The following is a 16,433-nucleotide window of genomic DNA, read 5'->3' as shown; positions in this document are numbered from 1 at the left end:
CGCAGACCCCCAGGGGGTGCGGAGCTGTACCGAGTTCAACACACCGCAACCCGGCCGCAGACCCCCAGGGGGTGCGGAGCTGTACCGAGTTCAACACACCGCAACCCAGCCGCAGACCCCCAGGGGGTGCGGAGCTGTACCGAGTTCAACGCACCGCAACCCAGCCGCAGGCCCCCGGGGTCCAGGGCTGTACCGAGTTCGAGGCACCGCCGCGCCGGCGCGACCAGCCACGACGGTGCCGCGGCCGGCAGACGGCATCACGCGGCACCCTTCGGTCACATACCGCCCCCACCCCGCTCAGTGCCGCCCCGCCACCCGATCCGCCCACCTCGCCAGCCGCGAGGACTCCGCGCTGTGGGAAGACGTCTCGCGCCGGTCCGCCGCCCGGTACACCGCGTACATCCCCTGCACCCCGAGCCACCGCAACGGCTCCGGCTCCCACTTGCGCACCTGGTGCCCCACCCACGGCAGATCCGTCAGCTCGGTACGCCCGCCCTGCCCCGAGTCCAGCTGCACGAGATCCCGCAAGGTACGCGCCGCCAGATTCGCCGTGGCCACACCGGACCCGACATACCCACCGGCCCAGCCAAGGCCCGTACCCCGGTCCAGCGTCACCGTCGCGCACCAGTCCCGCGGCACACCCAGCACCCCCGACCAGGCATGCTCCACCCGCACCCCGGCGAGCGAGGGAAAGAACCCGAGCAGGATCTCCCGCAGCGCCTCGATCGTCGCGCCCTGCGTCCGCCCGTCGTTGTCCGTCCGCGAGCCGTACCGGTACGGCACCCCACGACCGCCCAGCGCGATCCGCCCGTCAGCGGTCCGCTGCGCGTACATGTACGCGTGCGCCATGTCCCCGAGCGTCTCCCGCCCGTCCCACCCCACGGACTCCCACTGCGCCTCCGTCAACGGCTCGGTGGCGATCATCGAGGAGTTCATCGGCAGCCACGTCCGCCGCTCCCCCTTCAACGCCGCCGTGAAGCCCTCGGTGCACCGCAGCACATAAGGGGCCCGCACCGTCCCGTACGGCGTCACCGCGTGCTTGGGCCGGATCCCCGTCACCGGAGTCCGCTCATGGATCACCACCCCGAGCGCCTCCGCCGCCGCGGCGAGCCCCTTCACCAGCTTCACCGGATGCACCCGCGCCCCGTGCGGAGTCCACGACGAGCCCACCGCGTCCGCGACCCGGATCCGCTCGGCGGTCTCCCGGGCGTCGTACAGCTCCCGGTCCTTCTCCCCGAAGGCCAGCTCCGTCTCGTGGAAGGCCTTCAGCCGAGCCAACTGCGCGGGCGTACGGGCCACTTCCAGCACGCCGCCCTTGTGCACACCGGCGTCGAACCCCTCCGCCTCCGCCACGGCGACGACCTCGTCCACCGTCCGGTTCATCGCCCGCTGAAGCGCCACCGCGGCCTCGTGCCCGTGCAGCGCCGCGTACCGGTCCCGCCCCGCGATCCCGTTGTACAGCCATCCGCCGTTGCGCCCGGAGGCGCCGTACCCGCAGAACTTCTGCTCAAGAACGGTGATCCGGAGAAAGGGCGCCGCCTTCTTCAGGTAGTACGCGGTCCACAGACCCGTGTACCCGCCCCCGACGATCACCACATCCGCCGAGGAGTCACCGGACAACGGCTCCCGCACCGCGGGGAGGCCGTCGTCCGCGTACCAGAAGGAGATGCCACCGTTGACGACATCGCTGACCGAGCTGCTCATGGCCGCGACGTTAACCCGTGCCGACGGCCACTGTCTCCTTCGGATTCCGTGGTTTTCCGATGGCCCGCCCCCCAGGAACCCCACTACCGTCGGCCCATGATCGAACGCGCCGCGCACTTCTTCGACCAGTGGGACCTTCGGCGCGACGGCCCACCCATGCGCGGCCAAGTCGCCCTCGTCCTCCCCGTACGGCGGCCCGACGGCACCCCCGCCGTGCTCAAGCTCCAGGACGTCGACGACGAGACCGTGGGAGAGCCGGTCGCGCTACGGGCCTGGAACGGCGACGGCGCCGCCCGCCTCCTCGTCCACGACCCGGACACCGGCACGATGCTCCTCGAACGCCTCGACGCCACACGGCACTTGGCCGACCTGCCCGACACCCGCGAGGCCACCCTGGTCGTCGCCCGCCTCCTGGCCAACCTGACCGCCACCCCCGCCCCACCGGAACTCCGCCGCCTGGCCGACCTGGCCCCCCGCCTCCTCGATCGCGCGGAGGCCGTACTCCCCGACGTCGAGGATCCGGCCGTACGACAGCTGCTCGCGGACTGCGCGGCGGCGGTACGGGAGGTCGCGTCCGACCCCGGCGACCGGCTCCTGCACTGGGACCTGCACTTCGAGAACGTCCTCGCCGCCGACCGGGCCCCCTGGCTCGCCATCGACCCCAAGCCCCTCGCGGGCGACCCCGGTTTCGAACTGTTCCCGGCCCTGTGGAACCGCTTCGACCCGGGCGAGACGTGCTGGCGCTTCGACGCGATGACGGAGGTCCTGGGCCTCGACCGGTCCCGGGCCCGCGCCTGGACGCTGGGCCGGGTGCTGCAGAACTCGGTGTGGCGGATCGAGGAGGGCGACCCGCCCCTCCCCGAGCACCTCGACATCGCCACCCGCCTGCGCGCGCATCGGGGTTAACCTCGCCACATGATCCGTACCGCGACCCCCGCCGACATCCCGGTCATCCACAGGCTCGTCCGCGAGCTGGCCGAGTACGAGAAGGCCCCGCACGAGGCGAAGGCCACCGAGGAACAGCTCCACGAGGCCCTCTTCGGCGACCGCCCCGCCGCCTACGCGCACCTGGCCGTCGACGACACGACCGGCGAACCGGTCGGCTTCGCCCTGTGGTTCCTGAACTTCTCCACCTGGCGCGGTGTTCACGGCATCTACCTGGAGGACCTCTACGTCAGCCCCACCGCCCGCGGCGCCGGCCACGGCAAGGCCCTGCTCACCGAACTGGCCCGGATCTGCGTCGAACGCGGCTACCAGCGCCTGGAGTGGTCCGTCCTGAACTGGAACGCCCCGTCCATCGCCTTCTACGAGTCCCTGGGCGCCCGGCCGCAGGACGAGTGGACGGTGTACCGGCTGACGGACGAGGCGCTGCTCAAGCTGGGCGGGTGAGCAGGGCCGTCGCCAATGGGTCCGCGTCCGGGCCGAGTTCGCCGTGCACCGCCATGACCAGCTCCGGCCTGGCCAGCAGCGCCTCGCCCGCCGGGTCCCCGGCCGCCCGCGCCGCGAGCCCGAGGCCCACCCAGGTCTCGGGATCGCCGGCCCCGCGCAGGATCCGCTCCCGGAACGCCCGCGACGCCTGAGCCGTATCGCCACGGACGAGGGCGACGTCCTCGGGCCGCGCTCCCTCCACGGTGGCACCGGGGTCGTCGCACAGCGCGTCGAATCCCGCGGGGTCGGCCAGCAGCCACCGCAACAGCACGGCACGCGTGTCGAAGCCCCGCTCGGGAGTGCCGGGGACGAGCTCGGCCTCGCCGCTGCCCCCCGGCAGGCCTCGCGCGAGTGCGCGTACCACCCGCGGGTCGGGGCGCAGATGGTACGCACGCCAGGTCGCCCGATGATCCGCCACCGCCAACTCGGCCGCGCTGCGAGCGGGTTCATCGACCTCTTCCGTCAGCCAAGGCGTCAGCCGCCGTTCCAGCTCGCCCACCAGGCGCCGCCCCAGATCGGTCAGCCCCTCGGCGGCTCCGATCCCCCGCAGGGCGTGCGCGGTCTGCTCCCGCCACAGCGCGAACTCGAATCGCCCGAGGGGGTGTTCGCGCCGCCGCCAGAACCCGGTGACCCCGAAGAAGGCGTACACCCCTTGCAACAGCCCGCCCAGCGGACGCGGATCGTCCCGCCAGGGCGCGTAGTGCAGGCGCCCGTCGCCTTGGTCGTCGTAGAGGGTGAACAGGTGCATGAAGGCGCTGAGTTTGTTGTGCTGGAACTCGTGCACCAGGGTCGAGGCGAACTGCTCACCGTCGTCGGGGACGGAGGCGAGGGCGGCGCCGAAGGCGTCCCCGGAGGACGCACTGTGCGGCCGGAAGCGCTCGGCGCGCGGCCGGGGAACGACGGTGACGAGCCCCCCACCCAGGGCCCGGGCGGCTTCCGCGTCGAGCCCGCGCAGGATCTCCCAGGCCTCGGCGAACAGCTCCTGCCAGCCTTCGTCCGGCACGGGCTCGGTCGGAACGGGGGTGCGCAGCGTGCGATAGGGATCGGCGTCGTCGAGAACCAGCGCACAGCCGTCGGCGCGCAGCCGGGTCAGCGGATGCCAGTCCGCCCCGTCCAGCACCCGCCCGCCGACCAGCACCCGTCCGCCCGCGGCTGAGACCTCGGCCGACGCACCGGACACGCGCATCGCCCCGAGGGCGGGCAGTACGGCCCAACCGTCGCGTACGGGGATCTCGGTACGGAAGTCCAGCCCGGCGCGGATCGCCGCGCTCGCCGCGACGGCGTACAGGTAGCCGGTGTCCGGCGGTGTGTCACCGGATGCCGTACCGCGCAGCCGCCGCAGGGTGTGGGCGGCCCACACTCCGACGGACGGGTAGGCGAGCAGTTCCTCGAAGGCGGCCGGGTCAACCGCGCGGGCGCGCATGAGGAGTTGCCAGGCGTCGACGGGCGGGTCGTCGGGACAGGCGTCGAGCAGGGCGCGTACGACCAGCAGCCGCCAGCTGCGCTCACCGGCCCGCAGCGCGTCCACGGCCGCGGGCCCGCCCCCGCCGCCGAGCAGTTCACCGAAGGCCTCGTCGGCGAGAACGTGCGCGCCGGTCACGCTTCGTCGCGCTGCGGGTTGTAACCACCGAGGCTGCTGGCCGGATCGTCGATCCGGCCGAGCAGCCGCCGCAGCGAGCCGTCGCCGGCCGGCAGCGGAAGAGAGGGCCAGGACTCCAACGGAACCCCACTGAGATCGATCAGCTCGGACTCGACTCCGGACTTGTCCATGACCCGTCCTTTTCTGCACTTTTCTGCATTTCGTAGCGTTTCCGGCTGTTATGGCAGCCTCAGCGACCCTAATGCATCACAGAGACCTCACAGGCTCACGGCACCGAATCCACCCGGATCGAGTGATGGACGGGCGGTGGGGGTAGGGACCGGTTGCGGTCGAACTCCTCCTGCTGGTGCAGGGGTTGCGCGAGGAGCCGAGGGCGGTGAAGCGGTGGCGGGACTGAACCCGGCGCGGGTGGCGGAGGTTCTGGCCGCTCGGGGCCACAACTCCAGATGGCGTGGTTCCGGCTACCAGGTAGGTGACCGCTGGGTCCTCACCACCGCCCATCTGGTCAGCGACGCGGACACGGCGGTCGTGCGGTTCGAGGCGGACCGCCCCGGCGAGTGGAGTGCGCCCGCCCGCGTGGCGCTCGCCTCCACCAGAGCCGACGTGGCACTGCTGGAGCTCTCGGGCACGGCGCGGGACGGCGGCGAGTCGCCCACCTACGGCGCCGTCCCGGAGACGGACGCACTTCTGCCCTTCACCACCATGGGCTTCCCCCGCTTCAAACTCCGCCGGGACCACGGGGCTGACACCGCGTACCGCGACTCATGTCACGCGAGCGGAAAGATCTCCGCGCTGTCCAACCGCCGCGAGGGAACGCTCGAGCTCCTTATCGAGCCCCCCGAATCGGACCCCGACCCGACCCGATCCCCGTGGGAGGGCATGTCCGGCGCCGCGGTCTGGCACCACAGCTCGTTGATCGGACTGGTCAACGCCCATCACCGCGCTGACGGCCTGGGCCGCCTCGCGGCCGTCCGCGTGGACCGCTGGTACGAGTTGATGAACCGCGACGAGCTGGACCTGCTGCACCGGACCGCTGGCCTACCCCCAACCTTGGCCGACCTGACGCAGGGCACCGCCCCGACGCCGAACCCCGACGGTCCGGTCAGCCTGGTCGAGCTGCCCGAGAACCTCCCCCTGCGCGAACTCGACGGTCTCGTCACGGCATTGACCGCGCTGCCGAGCGTGAGCGACCGCAACGGCCTGACACTGATCCTCGACAGCATCGATCCGGTGATCTCGGCCATGAGCCCGCGCTCGAACGCCTTGCGGCCGGACGTGTTCGGCATCCTGCGAACCTGCCTCCGTTATCGCGGGACCTTGGACCAACTCCTGGAAGCGATACGGTTGATGGAGGGCGAGTCCGCCGGGGTTGCCCGAATGGACCAGGAGGCGGTGGAGTTGTCCCGGCGCCATCGCTGACCTGATATCGCGGCGCGCCACGGGCACGGGGTTTCATCCCCTGTACGGCGGGCCATTATCAGGGGGATATGAGCAGCCCGCACCACAAGTGCAGCCGGGGGGAAGGGGTTTGGCCGTCATGGAGCCGTCTGTGGCCGCCGTCGAGTCCAACCTAGTCGATCTCGCGGGGGTATCTCTTGAAACGCTGCGCTCCATGGACAGTCAGGTTCTGGCCACGTCCCTGGAGGAGTTGCTCCAGAGGATCGATCAACCTCTGGCCAGCGTCAACGGCTTCGGAAATCCACAGCGTTTCGACTGACGATGTCAGGGCCGTCCATGAGGGCTGAGCGGTCGCTGCCACATCATTGTCTGCCGCAGGACAGCTTGGCTGAGTTGGCCCGCGGGGACGGAGGCCCTAAGACCCTGGATCTCCTGATGCGGGCCGAGCGAAGCCGCCGCCTCCTGCTGTTACGACTCCTCGATGACACAGTGGACCTGGGTTCCGCCTGGGACCTGCTCAGCGAGGCCCAGCAGAGCGCGCCTTCCGTAGTGGACGAGGTGCTGATATACCCCCAGACCGGTATGTGGCTGGCCGGTCTGCTGCGCCGACTCCGTGGTTCGGCCACGCCGCACGATCCGCCGCTTTGGGTGGAACACGGATATTTCTCCGCCCTTGCTGCCGCTGCGGGCCTGCGCGCGGGTCTGGACTTCACCATCGACGTGCCGGTACGCCACGGCTGGGTGCCGCTGCCCACGCTCGGCTGCGCGGCAGTACCCGTCGTCGAACCGTGGTCGAGGGCAACCGTGCGGAGTGGGGAAGGGCGCGCCGTGGTGGAAGCGGCCGGGGCCCGCGTCGATGTACCTCTCACACTGGGCGCGAGAGGGCCGGGGTGGCACCCGGTGCGCCGGGTCACGGTCGGGCCGGCGAAGCACCGGCTGGAACTGGCCCTGGACGACGTGGATCCGTACCGAACCTATCCACTGGCCACTGAGCCGCGCCCGCTCTCCGACAGCGCCGCGGCTCAGTGGGGACGGCTGCTCGAGCTAGCGTGGGCGGTCCTGTTGCGGGAGCAGCCGGACACCGCCGAGGCCATGCGGCGAGGGCTGTTCTCCCTGAGCCCCACCCGAGCAAGGGAAAGGTTTCGGCCACGCAGTGTGACCTCCGGGGATGCGTTCGGCGGTATTCAGGCCTCACTGCCGGACGACGCCGTCCAATTGGCAGTAACCCTGGTGCACGAATTTCAGCACACCAAGCTGGGTGGGCTGCTCCATCTGAAGCCCCTGCTGCAGCCGGGCGAGGAACCCGACGGCAAGGAGTTGTGGTACGCGCCATGGAGGGACGATCCGCGACCGCTCGGTGGGCTGCTTCAAGGCATCTACGCGTTCACCGGGATCACCCGCTTCTGGCGCACCCATCGAAAGGCCGACAGTTCCCGGGATGCCATGGCGCACTTCGAGTTCGCGCTCTGGCGGTTACACGTGGTCAAGGCGATAGAGCAGATACACCTCCATCCACGCTTGACCGAGTTGGGCGCGACTGTGATCGACATACTGCGCAAGAGGTGTGCTCTATGGCTGGATGAGCCGGTTCCCGAAGAACCGCTCGCCCTGGCCCGGATGTGCGCGGCCGACCACGCAACCCGCTGGCGAGCCCACCACCTGCAACCTCCCGTCCGAGCGGTGGACGAGACCGTACAGGCCTGGCTCGACGGAGCCGACGGGCCTCCGGTCTCCCTCGCCGCCAAACCCACGATCGCGTCCGATCCATCCGCCCGCTGGCTGGACAGCCTTGCCATGCTCGTTCGACACCGGCTGGACACGGTGGATGGCGAACAGCCACATCTCGATGTGCCCGGACAGACATCCGCCCGGGTCGCCGGCGCCCTGGCTGGCGACGCTCTGCTGGCAACCGGCGACGCCTCCGCCGCCCGCGACGCTTATGTTGCCCACCTGCGAAGACAACCGGCTCACGCCGGGGCCTGGGCCGGTCTCGGCCGGGCCCTCGAAATCGAAGGTGTCCACCCTGCCGCCGCCCTGCTCTGCCATCGACCCGAACAGGCCCGGGCGGTCGCACAGGCCCTGGCGCAGTCCTCGGGCCGGTCACTCGATCCGCTGGCTCTCGTCACCTGGCTCGCCTCGCCCCCCAAAGGAACGTCAACCGCCGTCTGCAACTGAGGCAGACGGCGGCTCCACCCGTGCAAGCGGTTCAGAGCGTCAGCGGGTCGATGTCGCAGTTGGCCCTTTCCGAGGCGCGGGCCTGCACCGTCGCAGGATGCGGCGTGAATTCCTGGGAATGGCGACGCGGCCCGTCCAGCACCCGCTCCATACGCTCCAAGGTGTCGTCGCGCAAAGCCTCACTGGCCGCCTCCTCACCGACTGCGAGGAGGTCGAGCGACACGTTTGCCGCGCACGCGAGCGTGGTCGGGTGATCCTCGCCCAGCCGGGCCCTGCACAACTCCAGTGTGCTCTGACCGAGTTCACGGGCCTCTTGAGCGCGGCCAAGCGCGCTCAGATCGCTCGCCAAGTTAATGGCACAGACCAGCGCGTTCGGATGCCCCTCCCCGAGTCGACGGGTCAGGGACTGCAGCGCCCCCTCATCCAACTGTTTGGCTTCTTCCACCCTGCCCAGGAGGCGCAGCGTCACCGCCAAGTCGATATCGGCTGCCAAAACGTGCGGATGATCAGGCTGGAACAGCATGCGGTACCGCTCGCTCGCCTGCTCGCCACGTGCTCGCGCTGCCTCCAGGTCACCGGTGTGCCGCAGTGCCACAGACAGCGCGAGCGACGCCGACAGAGACTCGGGATGGGTGTCGCCGTAGCGCCGGGTGAACTGGCTGAACGCCTCACGAGCCAGTTCCAGGGAGGTGGTGTGATCGCCCACCTTTCGACAAGCCTCACCGAGTTGTCGCACGGCCTGCAGGGTCTCGGGGTTGTTGGTCCCAAGGACAGCCCGATAGCCGTCGACCACCGCCTGCTGCAGAGCTCGGGCGCCGGCATAGTCCCCAGCCTCACGCACGTCGATGGAGACGCTGGCTTCGGTCAACAGTGACTGCGTGTGATCGTGGCCGTACAGCCGCGCCTTCATCGTGTGTGTACGCCGGTCCAGTTCCAGCGCACGCTGGAACTCGCCGATCATCCGCAAACTCACCCCGAGGTTGTGGGCGGTGGCAAGGGTGACAGGGTCGTCCTCGCCGAAGGCACGCCGGGCCCGGTCGTAAGCCAGTTCGTCGAGTTCGGCTCCCTTGCCGAACTCGCCCTGAACCCGTCGTACGGCGGCTTCAAGGTTCACCGTCTGCAACGCGTCCTCGCGAGTGTCCGGCTGATCCGTCGGCGCGGTGCGCGCGTAAATGTCCTTGAGCTGGTCCGCCACCTGGGCCGCGTCGTCGTAGCGACCGACCTTCAGGTACACAAACGCGACCCACCAACCCATCAGACGCGTCTGCTGATCCTCCTCGCCGAACAGCCGCTTCCAGGCCTCCCACGCCTGCTCGGAGAATTCGCGGGCAACTTTGTGGTCTCCCCAGTACCACAGATACTTCGCCACGTTCATCACCAGCTCGCGCACCCACGGCTGGTCAGACGAAATCGCACCCGACGCGATCACATGCCCGTACAGCTCGGCGTATCGCGGCCAGTTGGCCGATTGGTTGGGCCCCTTGGGGTCGGCGGCAGCCAGGAGGGTGTGGGCCCCGCTGCGCATACGATCCTGTTCTTCCGGGGTCATGCGGTGGATGAGAACGGCCTGGACCAGGCGGTGCATCTCGATGGAGTTGGTCCGGTGGTCGATACGGGCGAGGGAGTAGCGGCTGATCTCCCGGATGGCGCGAGCGAGCCTCATCGGGTCGTTGAGGGCTCGGTCGAGGTCAGGGTCGATGGTGCTGCCACCGAGCCCGGAGAAGATGGACCGGGAGATCGGGTCCGGAGCGAAGTACGAACACAGCTGGAGGAGCCGCAACGCTGTGGGACTGCGTGTCTGCAGGTGGTCGAGGGAGACGTTCCACGCGGCCGCGACCGGAAGTTGGTAGTCCGGCGGCGGGGAGACCTCGAGCAGCTCGGCTCGCTTGTGCTCGAAGAGCCGCAAGTACTCCGACGCGGGCATGCCTGTCTCCGCCCGCCACGCCGCGGCCTGCTCCAAGGCGAGCGGCAAGTCGCCGAGAGCGTCGGCCAAGCGGTCGGCCTCAGCATCGTCGAGTTCCGCGGAACCGGAGCGGCGCAGCAACTCCTTGCTCTCCTCTCGGGTGAAAACATCCACCTCGAGGGAGGGGTAGACGGTGCTCCACCGGCGGTTGCGGGAGGTGACGAGAATGGTGCCGCTGCCACCGGTCGGGAAGTAGTCGCGAACCCGCTCCGGGTCATCCGCATTGTCGAAGATCAGCAGCCAGCGGGCGTACGGCCGTCCCTCCCGCAATGCCTCCCGCACGGCGGGCCCGGCGATGTTGGCCTCGGCACTGGTGACGAGGCCAAGCCGCTGGGCCAGCTCCACCAGGGCCTGACTGATGTGGCCGGGCCGTTCAGCGGGGATCCACCACACCACGTCGAAATCGGACTGATGGCGATAGGCGTATTCGATGGCCAGCTGCGTCTTGCCCACACCACCCATGCCGTGAATAGCTTCGGGAAGCACGGTAGTGGTGGTGCCTTCCCGCAATCGCTCGCTCAGTCGTTCCAGAAGGTCCACGCGACCAGTGAAGTTCGGGTTGCGCGGTGGGATGTTGCCCCAGATGCGCGGCGTCGAACGCCCGCTCTCCACCGCGGGCTGGGTTTGCGTGGCGGTCATGGCCGTGGCTCCTTCTGAAGTTGTCCCGGGCCCCGTCGGGACCAGTTCGGCGGCGCGGTCGCGCTGGGAAGCGGTACGGACGCCCACGCCCTTGCGCAGGCTCACGGAGTTCTGGCGGTCGTACTCGCGCAACGCGCGGGACAGCCGCTCGGCTCGCGGAAGGAACTTGCCTGACAGCGCTCGCAGTGCGGCCAGTTCCACCCGCAGGAAGGCGACGTTACGCCGCGTCACGGAGGGCACCTCGGTGGTCTCGAGGAGTTCCTCGGGGGCGGGCAGGACGGGGTCGGCACCGGGCGGCTCGACGGCGAGCAGTCCACGGACGTCATGCAGCACCCGGGCGGTGTCCCTGCGCCGGGAAAGCGCCAATAACTCCTGGCGAATGTTGGGCCCGAAGACGAAGGCCACGTCGGCCGCGCGCTCGGCGTCCGCGCCCGCGGGCCGCACCAGACCGCTCATCAGCAGCTCCGCCAGATGGGCGGGGCCCGCGCCCGGCACCGAAGCGGTCACCGCGCTCATCACCGGCAGCGTCAAGGGCGCCGCAGCGAGTCTGGTGGCCAGCGCGAACGCGGTCGGCGAGGCCGCAGCCCGGAAGTCCGAGACCCGCTCCCAGGGCGGTACGGCACTGGCCGGATCCGGTACATCCTCCACCCAGGGCAGCGCCCGAGCCGCGTCCGCCCGGCGCTTCCAGTCCCGGGCTCTGACGCCCGACATCTCCACCCAGCCCTCGGGGGCTCCGCTTACCAGGTCCACCCACCCGGACAGCGAGCGCTCGGTCGGCTCCAGGACGGGGACGGGCACCACTCCGGTCCGGGCGTCCGGGTCGTCCACGGGTTCGAGGGGTGAGGTACGCAGTTCCCAGCGCAGCGAGTCGTTGGGCGCCCAGGGCAGGGTGGCACTGAAACGCATTCGGTTGACGTCGAGGCCCGTCCGGGACCATAGGTGCTGGGGCAACAGGTGCAGAACGGCCAGAGGCTCGGTCCGCCCGATCTCACGCAGCAGCGGCAGCACGGCGTCCGACCGCCAGCCTGCGGCGATCCCGTCGGTCAGTACCAGCACCACCCGGGTGGCGGACGGGGCGGCCGCGGGGCTGTCCAGCCGAATCCGGGCCGGCTCGGTGTCATCGGAACTGAGCAGCCTCACGGTGCTGATCGCACCCAGTCGCTGCTCGCTGGCGAGGGCGCCGACCAGCCTCTCGATCGTGGCCGCCCACACCCGCATGGTGTCGTGATCGTCCACGACGAGGAGCACGTGAGGGGGACCTGCGGAGGACCGGCGCGCCAATTCGCTCAGGGCGTGCGGCACGGCGTCGAGTGACGCTTCGTCAAACACCGTTTCCGCTGCTGTTCGTGGGACATCGTCACACTGCATAAGCCTCAGAGCGTCCGATAAGGCGGCCCGAGCACGGAGGGGGTGCGGTAGCTGAATCCCACAGTCCGCAGGCATGCGTGACATCCACGTGCCAAGCCTGGCAGTGGTCTGCATCACATGCAACATGGCAAGCCGGAGGGGGAGGGGGCACGGTTGGAACAGTCGTTCGGCGTATGAGACGGCGGATGGGACGCGCCCCCCTGCGGTGTCGAGCACGCCTGTCGGTCGGTGGGACTTTCTAGCGTCCAGCGTGGCACCGCGCAGTGCCGCGTGCAAGGCCGTCTGCCACTCTCCTGCACGGATCGGCAACTGGCGCATTCCGGGGCGTAAAAGACGCCGTTCGTTGGCGGTCATCGTCGCTACACCGCTCCCGCGGGACCTGGCTTGCGCTCCGGATCGTCCAGCAGGATGGCCAGATGGCGACCGACATGGCCGTCCCAGCCCGCGGGACCGAGGGCAAGAGCGTCATTTCGCCACTTGCCGACGCTCTCCGCGAGCGAACCGAGCCCACGCTCTTGCAGGATCTCGCTGATGGCGTCCTGGAAGGCCGAGTCGGAACAGTCGTTGCGGTGCCAGATCATCGCCGGCACCCCGGCGCGCAGCCCGGCGAGCACCTCCCGGCGACCCGTGCCCGAATCCTCCCCCGGCGGCTCGCTGAGCACCAGGCAGACGGCCTGCCGGTCCTCCTTCAACTCGCGCTCCAAGTGGAAGAAGTACGCCCCGTCCTCGGCCGGCTGACTCCAGTGCGGGTGACTGTCCGCAGGGCGCTCCTTCAACTGCCGCCACTTGTGATGCCAGGGCCGGTGCCAATCGCCGCGCTGCAGCCGCTCCAGCGAGCGGATGAGCACCGGGTAGTCCATGGTCAACGGGGTGGGTTCGGGGTGGGCAGCCTCCTTGGACCACCACTCGACCGGTTCGTTGAGCAGCTCCCAAGGGAGGATGAACTCCAAGATCACCGGCTGGCGCAGATCGGCCCAGCGCTCCTCGGACTCCTTGATCAGCCGCTCCACCGCGCCTGGCAGCTCCGCTCGGCACAGCCGGGCCGTCTCCCCTCGCACCGGGTGCCAGCCGGCCGAGTCGGACTGACGCCAGTGGGAGACATAGAAGCAATCGGTCTCGTTCAGGTCTGGCTCGAACTGGATCATCAAGTACGCCGGCACCAGCGAGGGCGGGGGTTGCGGCACCTCCGAGTGCTGCCACTCGGCAAGCAGGCCCCCCAGGCGCAGTTCCTGGGCCCGGCCGCGATTGAAGCGGCGCAGCTCCTCGGCACCCGCCGGGCGCCCCTCCTCCATCAGCTTGGCGGCACACAGCGCCAGGAATGCCATGCTGGGCGGCAGCTCCCCAGGCGGTGAGTTCTCACCGGCCAGCCGCAGAAAGACCTGCCAGCCCGTCTCGCACCAAGCCGGCAGCTCCTGAACCCGCGAGCGGCTGGCGCGCCGCGCCATGGAGGCCACATCGGGGGAGCGCAGGGATTCCAGGACCGGCCGCAGCTCGGCGAGGTCTACGCCTCCGAAGAAGTCGACCGCCTCCCACTCGTCCACGAGCGGCCATAACGCCGCCACGGTGGCCGACTGCTGTTCCACGTACTCCAGCGACCGGGCCAGACAGGCCGCGCCGTACTCGACCGCCGTACACCCCTTGACGACCTGGAGCAGCCAGGGCCGTAGCCCCTGTCCGCCGAACGGCTCCACCGGGGCCGCGAGCTCACCGGCGAGCATGTCCCGCCATAACTCGCGGCTGTTCACCTGTTTGATCGTCGCCGACTCCTGGAGCGTGTCCACGATGGCTACGACCAGCTCATTGCGGACCCGTTCCGGACTGCGCCCTCTCACCCCGTGACCTCCCCAGCCGGCGCGGTTCCGTTGTGCCGACCAGGGTACGGCCGCGAGGGGTGCCACGGCAGGGGAAAGAAGAGCCCCCTGTCGGATTCGAACCGACGACCTTCGCTTTACAAGAGCGGCGCTCTGACCAGCTGAGCTAAGGAGGCACGCACCTACGTGCCCGAGCAGTGTACCCACGCCCCGGCGTGCCCCTGTCGAAAATTTCCGCGAAGTTCACAGGGGTCCGGGTACTGACAGACCAGGTGAACGCCAGGTACCGTCCAAGGCCAGTCCACTCGCATGGACTACACCACCACCTTCCTACAACGGATCGTCCGGCACGTTCCTGCCGGTAGAAGGGGGCCCATTTCCATGGCCACTGTCTCGTTCGACAAGGCGACCCGGATCTACCCGGGTTCCGACAAGCCCGCCGTTGACGCACTCGACATCGAGATCGAGGACGGAGAGTTCCTCGTTCTGGTCGGCCCGTCCGGCTGCGGCAAGTCCACCTCGCTCCGCATGCTGGCGGGGCTCGAGGACGTCAACGCCGGCGCCATCCGCATCGGTGACCGCGACGTCACGCACCTGCCGCCCAAGGACCGGGACATCGCCATGGTGTTCCAGAACTACGCGCTGTACCCGCACATGACGGTCGCCGACAACATGGGCTTCGCGCTCAAGATCGCCGGTGTGCCGAAGGCGGAGATCCGCCAGAAGGTCGAGGACGCGGCGAAGATCCTGGACCTCACCGAGTACCTCGGCCGCAAGCCGAAGGCGCTCTCCGGCGGTCAGCGCCAGCGTGTGGCGATGGGCCGTGCGATCGTGCGTGAGCCGCAGGTCTTCCTCATGGACGAGCCGCTGTCGAACCTCGACGCCAAGCTGCGTGTCTCCACCCGTACGCAGATCGCCTCGCTCCAGCGCCGCCTGGGCATCACCACGGTCTACGTCACCCACGACCAGGTCGAGGCCATGACGATGGGCGACCGCGTGGCCGTCCTCAAGGACGGCCTGCTCCAGCAGGTCGACTCCCCGCGCAACATGTACGACCGCCCGGCCAACCTCTTCGTCGCCGGCTTCATCGGCTCCCCCGCCATGAACCTGGTCGAGGTCCCGATCACCGACGGCGGTGTGAAGTTCGGCAACAGCGTCGTCCCGGTCAACCGTGACGCCCTGAAGGCCGCCGCCGACAAGGGCGACCGCACGGTCACCGTGGGCGTGCGTCCCGAGCACTTCGACATCGTCGAGCAGAACGGCGGCGCCGCCTCCGCCCTGACCAAGGACTCCGAGGACGCCCCGGCCGGTCTCGCGGTCTCCGTCAACGTCGTCGAGGAGCTCGGCGCCGACGGCTACGTCTACGGCACCGCCGAGGTCGGCGGCGAGAAGAAGGACCTGGTCGTCCGCGTGAACGGCCGTCAGGTCCCGGAGAAGGGCGCCCAGCTGCACGTCGTGCCGCGGCCGGGCGAGACCCACGTGTTCTCGACCTCCACGGGTGAGCGTCTCTCGGACTGATTCACCTCTGCTACTGATTCACCGCGAACCGGGTGAATCACCCAAGTTGACGAGAAGAGCCCCGCGGAGTGACGCGGGGCTCTTCTCGTTGTCGACAAATACCCCGGCAAATCGGCCATTTCGAGCAGCGAGCGTCAACCTCTTACCCAAAAAGGGGCACCACTTCATCCCTCGAATCGGTGACTAAATGTCGCCAAATCATTACCGGGCGCTACCCTCACTCGCGTGAAGCACTCCACTAACCAACAGACGCGACGCGGCCGGGGCCCCGCCCGCCGGATCGGCCGCTCACTCGCCCTTGTCCTGCCCGTCGTCCTGGTGCTCTCCGGGACCCTCGCGGTCACCCGGGTCAACTGGTCGGGGGACCCCTCCAACTCGGTGCTCACGGCATCGGACGCGTCGGTCTCGGACGCCAAGCCCGGCTCCGTCTCCCGCGCGCCCCAGGACGTGCTGCGCGACAAGCTCGTCGCGGAGCTCGTGCGGGAGAACCCGGGCGTCGCGCTCACCCACCTCCAGCAGGCCGTCAACGACCGCCCGTCGCTCGCCGAGCACTGCGCCTCGATCGCCCGCGCTCTCGGCCGCGCCGCGGTCCGCGTGTACGGCCCGGCCCGCGCGCAGTCGTACGCCCGCCCGGTGTGCGACACGGCCTTCGCGACGGGCGTGGCGGCGGCCCACAGCTGAGGGACGGCGGCTGGCTGTGGGGGCCCGGGGGCCGCAGGCCCCCCAGGGGCGCCGGGGGCCTGGGGCCTTGGGGCCGCAGGCCCCCCAGGGGCGCGGGGAACTGCGCGACCAGCCCCCACCGCGCCGCACCCACGCACGAAGCACGCCC

At 69.8% G+C, this 16,433-nt stretch carries 12 protein-coding genes and 1 tRNA gene; 7 read left to right on the top strand and 6 right to left on the bottom strand.

The genetic code is table 11. From position 1 onward, the window contains the following. Window positions 1–297: 297 nt before the first annotated feature. On the bottom strand, window positions 298–1,704 hold the full coding sequence (locus ACWDRW_RS02605; RefSeq protein ID WP_451718984.1) for an NAD(P)/FAD-dependent oxidoreductase: 1,407 nt from the start codon (window positions 1,702–1,704) through the stop codon (window positions 298–300). A 96-nt stretch (window positions 1,705–1,800) separates the two neighbouring features. Here ACWDRW_RS02605 and ACWDRW_RS02600 point away from each other — a divergent pair, with 96 nt between their 5' ends. Together ACWDRW_RS02600 and ACWDRW_RS02595 are read left to right on the top strand one after the other, a co-directional pair. Further along, window positions 1,801–2,610, top strand: coding sequence for an aminoglycoside phosphotransferase family protein (locus tag ACWDRW_RS02600; protein ID WP_451718981.1), 810 nt, complete (start codon window positions 1,801–1,803; stop codon window positions 2,608–2,610). A 9-nt stretch (window positions 2,611–2,619) separates the two neighbouring features. Next, on the top strand, window positions 2,620–3,093 hold the full coding sequence (locus tag ACWDRW_RS02595) for an N-acetyltransferase family protein (protein ID WP_451718978.1): 474 nt from the start codon (window positions 2,620–2,622) through the stop codon (window positions 3,091–3,093). Here ACWDRW_RS02595 and ACWDRW_RS02590 read toward each other — a convergent pair. Together ACWDRW_RS02590 and ACWDRW_RS02585 are read right to left on the bottom strand one after the other, a co-directional pair. Next, window positions 3,077–4,732 carry an HEXXH motif domain-containing protein gene (locus tag ACWDRW_RS02590; protein ID WP_451718976.1) on the bottom strand — a complete coding sequence of 552 codons (1,656 nt, stop codon included), beginning with the start codon at window positions 4,730–4,732 and terminating at the stop codon, window positions 3,077–3,079. The two genes, ACWDRW_RS02595 and ACWDRW_RS02590, sit on opposite strands and share 17 nt — an antisense overlap. Continuing rightward, window positions 4,729–4,902: a hypothetical protein gene (locus tag ACWDRW_RS02585; protein ID WP_451718973.1), complete on the bottom strand. Its 174-nt coding sequence runs from the start codon at window positions 4,900–4,902 to the stop codon at window positions 4,729–4,731. The genes ACWDRW_RS02590 and ACWDRW_RS02585 overlap by 4 nt, the downstream gene beginning before the upstream one ends. 214 nt (window positions 4,903–5,116) lie before the next feature. On the opposite strand from ACWDRW_RS02585, the gene ACWDRW_RS02580 reads away from it, so the two are divergent. The 3 genes from ACWDRW_RS02580 (at window position 5,117) to ACWDRW_RS02570 (ending at window position 8,305) form a co-directional block, all read left to right on the top strand. Next, window positions 5,117–6,151, top strand: coding sequence for an effector-associated domain 2-containing protein (locus ACWDRW_RS02580; RefSeq protein ID WP_451718971.1), 1,035 nt, complete (start codon window positions 5,117–5,119; stop codon window positions 6,149–6,151). Between the two features lie 130 nt (window positions 6,152–6,281). Continuing rightward, window positions 6,282–6,449, top strand: coding sequence for a hypothetical protein (locus ACWDRW_RS02575; RefSeq protein WP_451718968.1), 168 nt, complete (start codon window positions 6,282–6,284; stop codon window positions 6,447–6,449). A 116-nt stretch (window positions 6,450–6,565) separates the two neighbouring features. Further along, the gene (locus ACWDRW_RS02570) at window positions 6,566–8,305 is read left to right on the top strand and encodes an HEXXH motif domain-containing protein (protein ID WP_451718966.1); all 1,740 of its coding nucleotides are present in this window, start codon (window positions 6,566–6,568) and stop codon (window positions 8,303–8,305) included. Window positions 8,306–8,336: 31 nt separating this feature from the next. Here the strand turns inward: ACWDRW_RS02570 and fxsT are convergent, their stop codons facing one another. From fxsT to ACWDRW_RS02555, 3 genes are all read right to left on the bottom strand, one after another. Then, a complete protein-coding gene (gene fxsT, locus ACWDRW_RS02565; RefSeq protein ID WP_451718964.1) occupies window positions 8,337–12,275 on the bottom strand; it encodes an FxSxx-COOH system tetratricopeptide repeat protein in 3,939 nt (1,312 codons plus the stop codon). Between the two features lie 359 nt (window positions 12,276–12,634). Then, complete coding sequence (locus ACWDRW_RS02560) at window positions 12,635–14,107, bottom strand: VMAP-C domain-containing protein (RefSeq protein ID WP_451718962.1); 1,473 nt, start codon at window positions 14,105–14,107, stop codon at window positions 12,635–12,637. A gap of 81 nt (window positions 14,108–14,188) precedes the next feature. After that, window positions 14,189–14,262: transfer RNA gene (locus ACWDRW_RS02555), tRNA-Thr, on the bottom strand. 205 nt (window positions 14,263–14,467) lie between these two features. On the opposite strand from ACWDRW_RS02555, the gene ACWDRW_RS02550 reads away from it, so the two are divergent. Together ACWDRW_RS02550 and ACWDRW_RS02545 are read left to right on the top strand one after the other, a co-directional pair. After that, complete coding sequence (locus tag ACWDRW_RS02550) at window positions 14,468–15,604, top strand: ABC transporter ATP-binding protein (protein WP_451718960.1); 1,137 nt, start codon at window positions 14,468–14,470, stop codon at window positions 15,602–15,604. A 225-nt stretch (window positions 15,605–15,829) separates the two neighbouring features. Then, the gene (locus tag ACWDRW_RS02545) at window positions 15,830–16,285 is read left to right on the top strand and encodes a hypothetical protein (RefSeq protein WP_451718958.1); all 456 of its coding nucleotides are present in this window, start codon (window positions 15,830–15,832) and stop codon (window positions 16,283–16,285) included. Window positions 16,286–16,433: the final 148 nt, after the last annotated feature.

It is taken from the genome of Streptomyces sp. NPDC003635, from assembly GCF_053587635.1.
The sequence above is the reverse complement of the archived record's forward strand: the minus strand, read 5'-3'. Positions and strand labels throughout refer to the sequence as shown.

What these genes read in the sequence shown, in the direction of transcription:
- ACWDRW_RS02585 (WP_451718973.1), bottom strand. Translation starts at nt 4,902, where the DNA reads ATGGACAAGTCCGGAGTCGAGTCCGAGCTGATCGATCTCAGTGGGGTT.
- ACWDRW_RS02600 (WP_451718981.1), top strand. Translation starts at nt 1,801, where the DNA reads ATGATCGAACGCGCCGCGCACTTCTTCGACCAGTGGGACCTTCGGCGC.
- ACWDRW_RS02550 (WP_451718960.1), top strand. Translation starts at nt 14,468, where the DNA reads ATGGCCACTGTCTCGTTCGACAAGGCGACCCGGATCTACCCGGGTTCC.
- fxsT (WP_451718964.1), bottom strand. Translation starts at nt 12,275, where the DNA reads ATGCAGTGTGACGATGTCCCACGAACAGCAGCGGAAACGGTGTTTGAC.
- ACWDRW_RS02595 (WP_451718978.1), top strand. Translation starts at nt 2,620, where the DNA reads ATGATCCGTACCGCGACCCCCGCCGACATCCCGGTCATCCACAGGCTC.
- ACWDRW_RS02605 (WP_451718984.1), bottom strand. Translation starts at nt 1,704, where the DNA reads ATGAGCAGCTCGGTCAGCGATGTCGTCAACGGTGGCATCTCCTTCTGG.
- ACWDRW_RS02570 (WP_451718966.1), top strand. Translation starts at nt 6,566, where the DNA reads ATGCGGGCCGAGCGAAGCCGCCGCCTCCTGCTGTTACGACTCCTCGAT.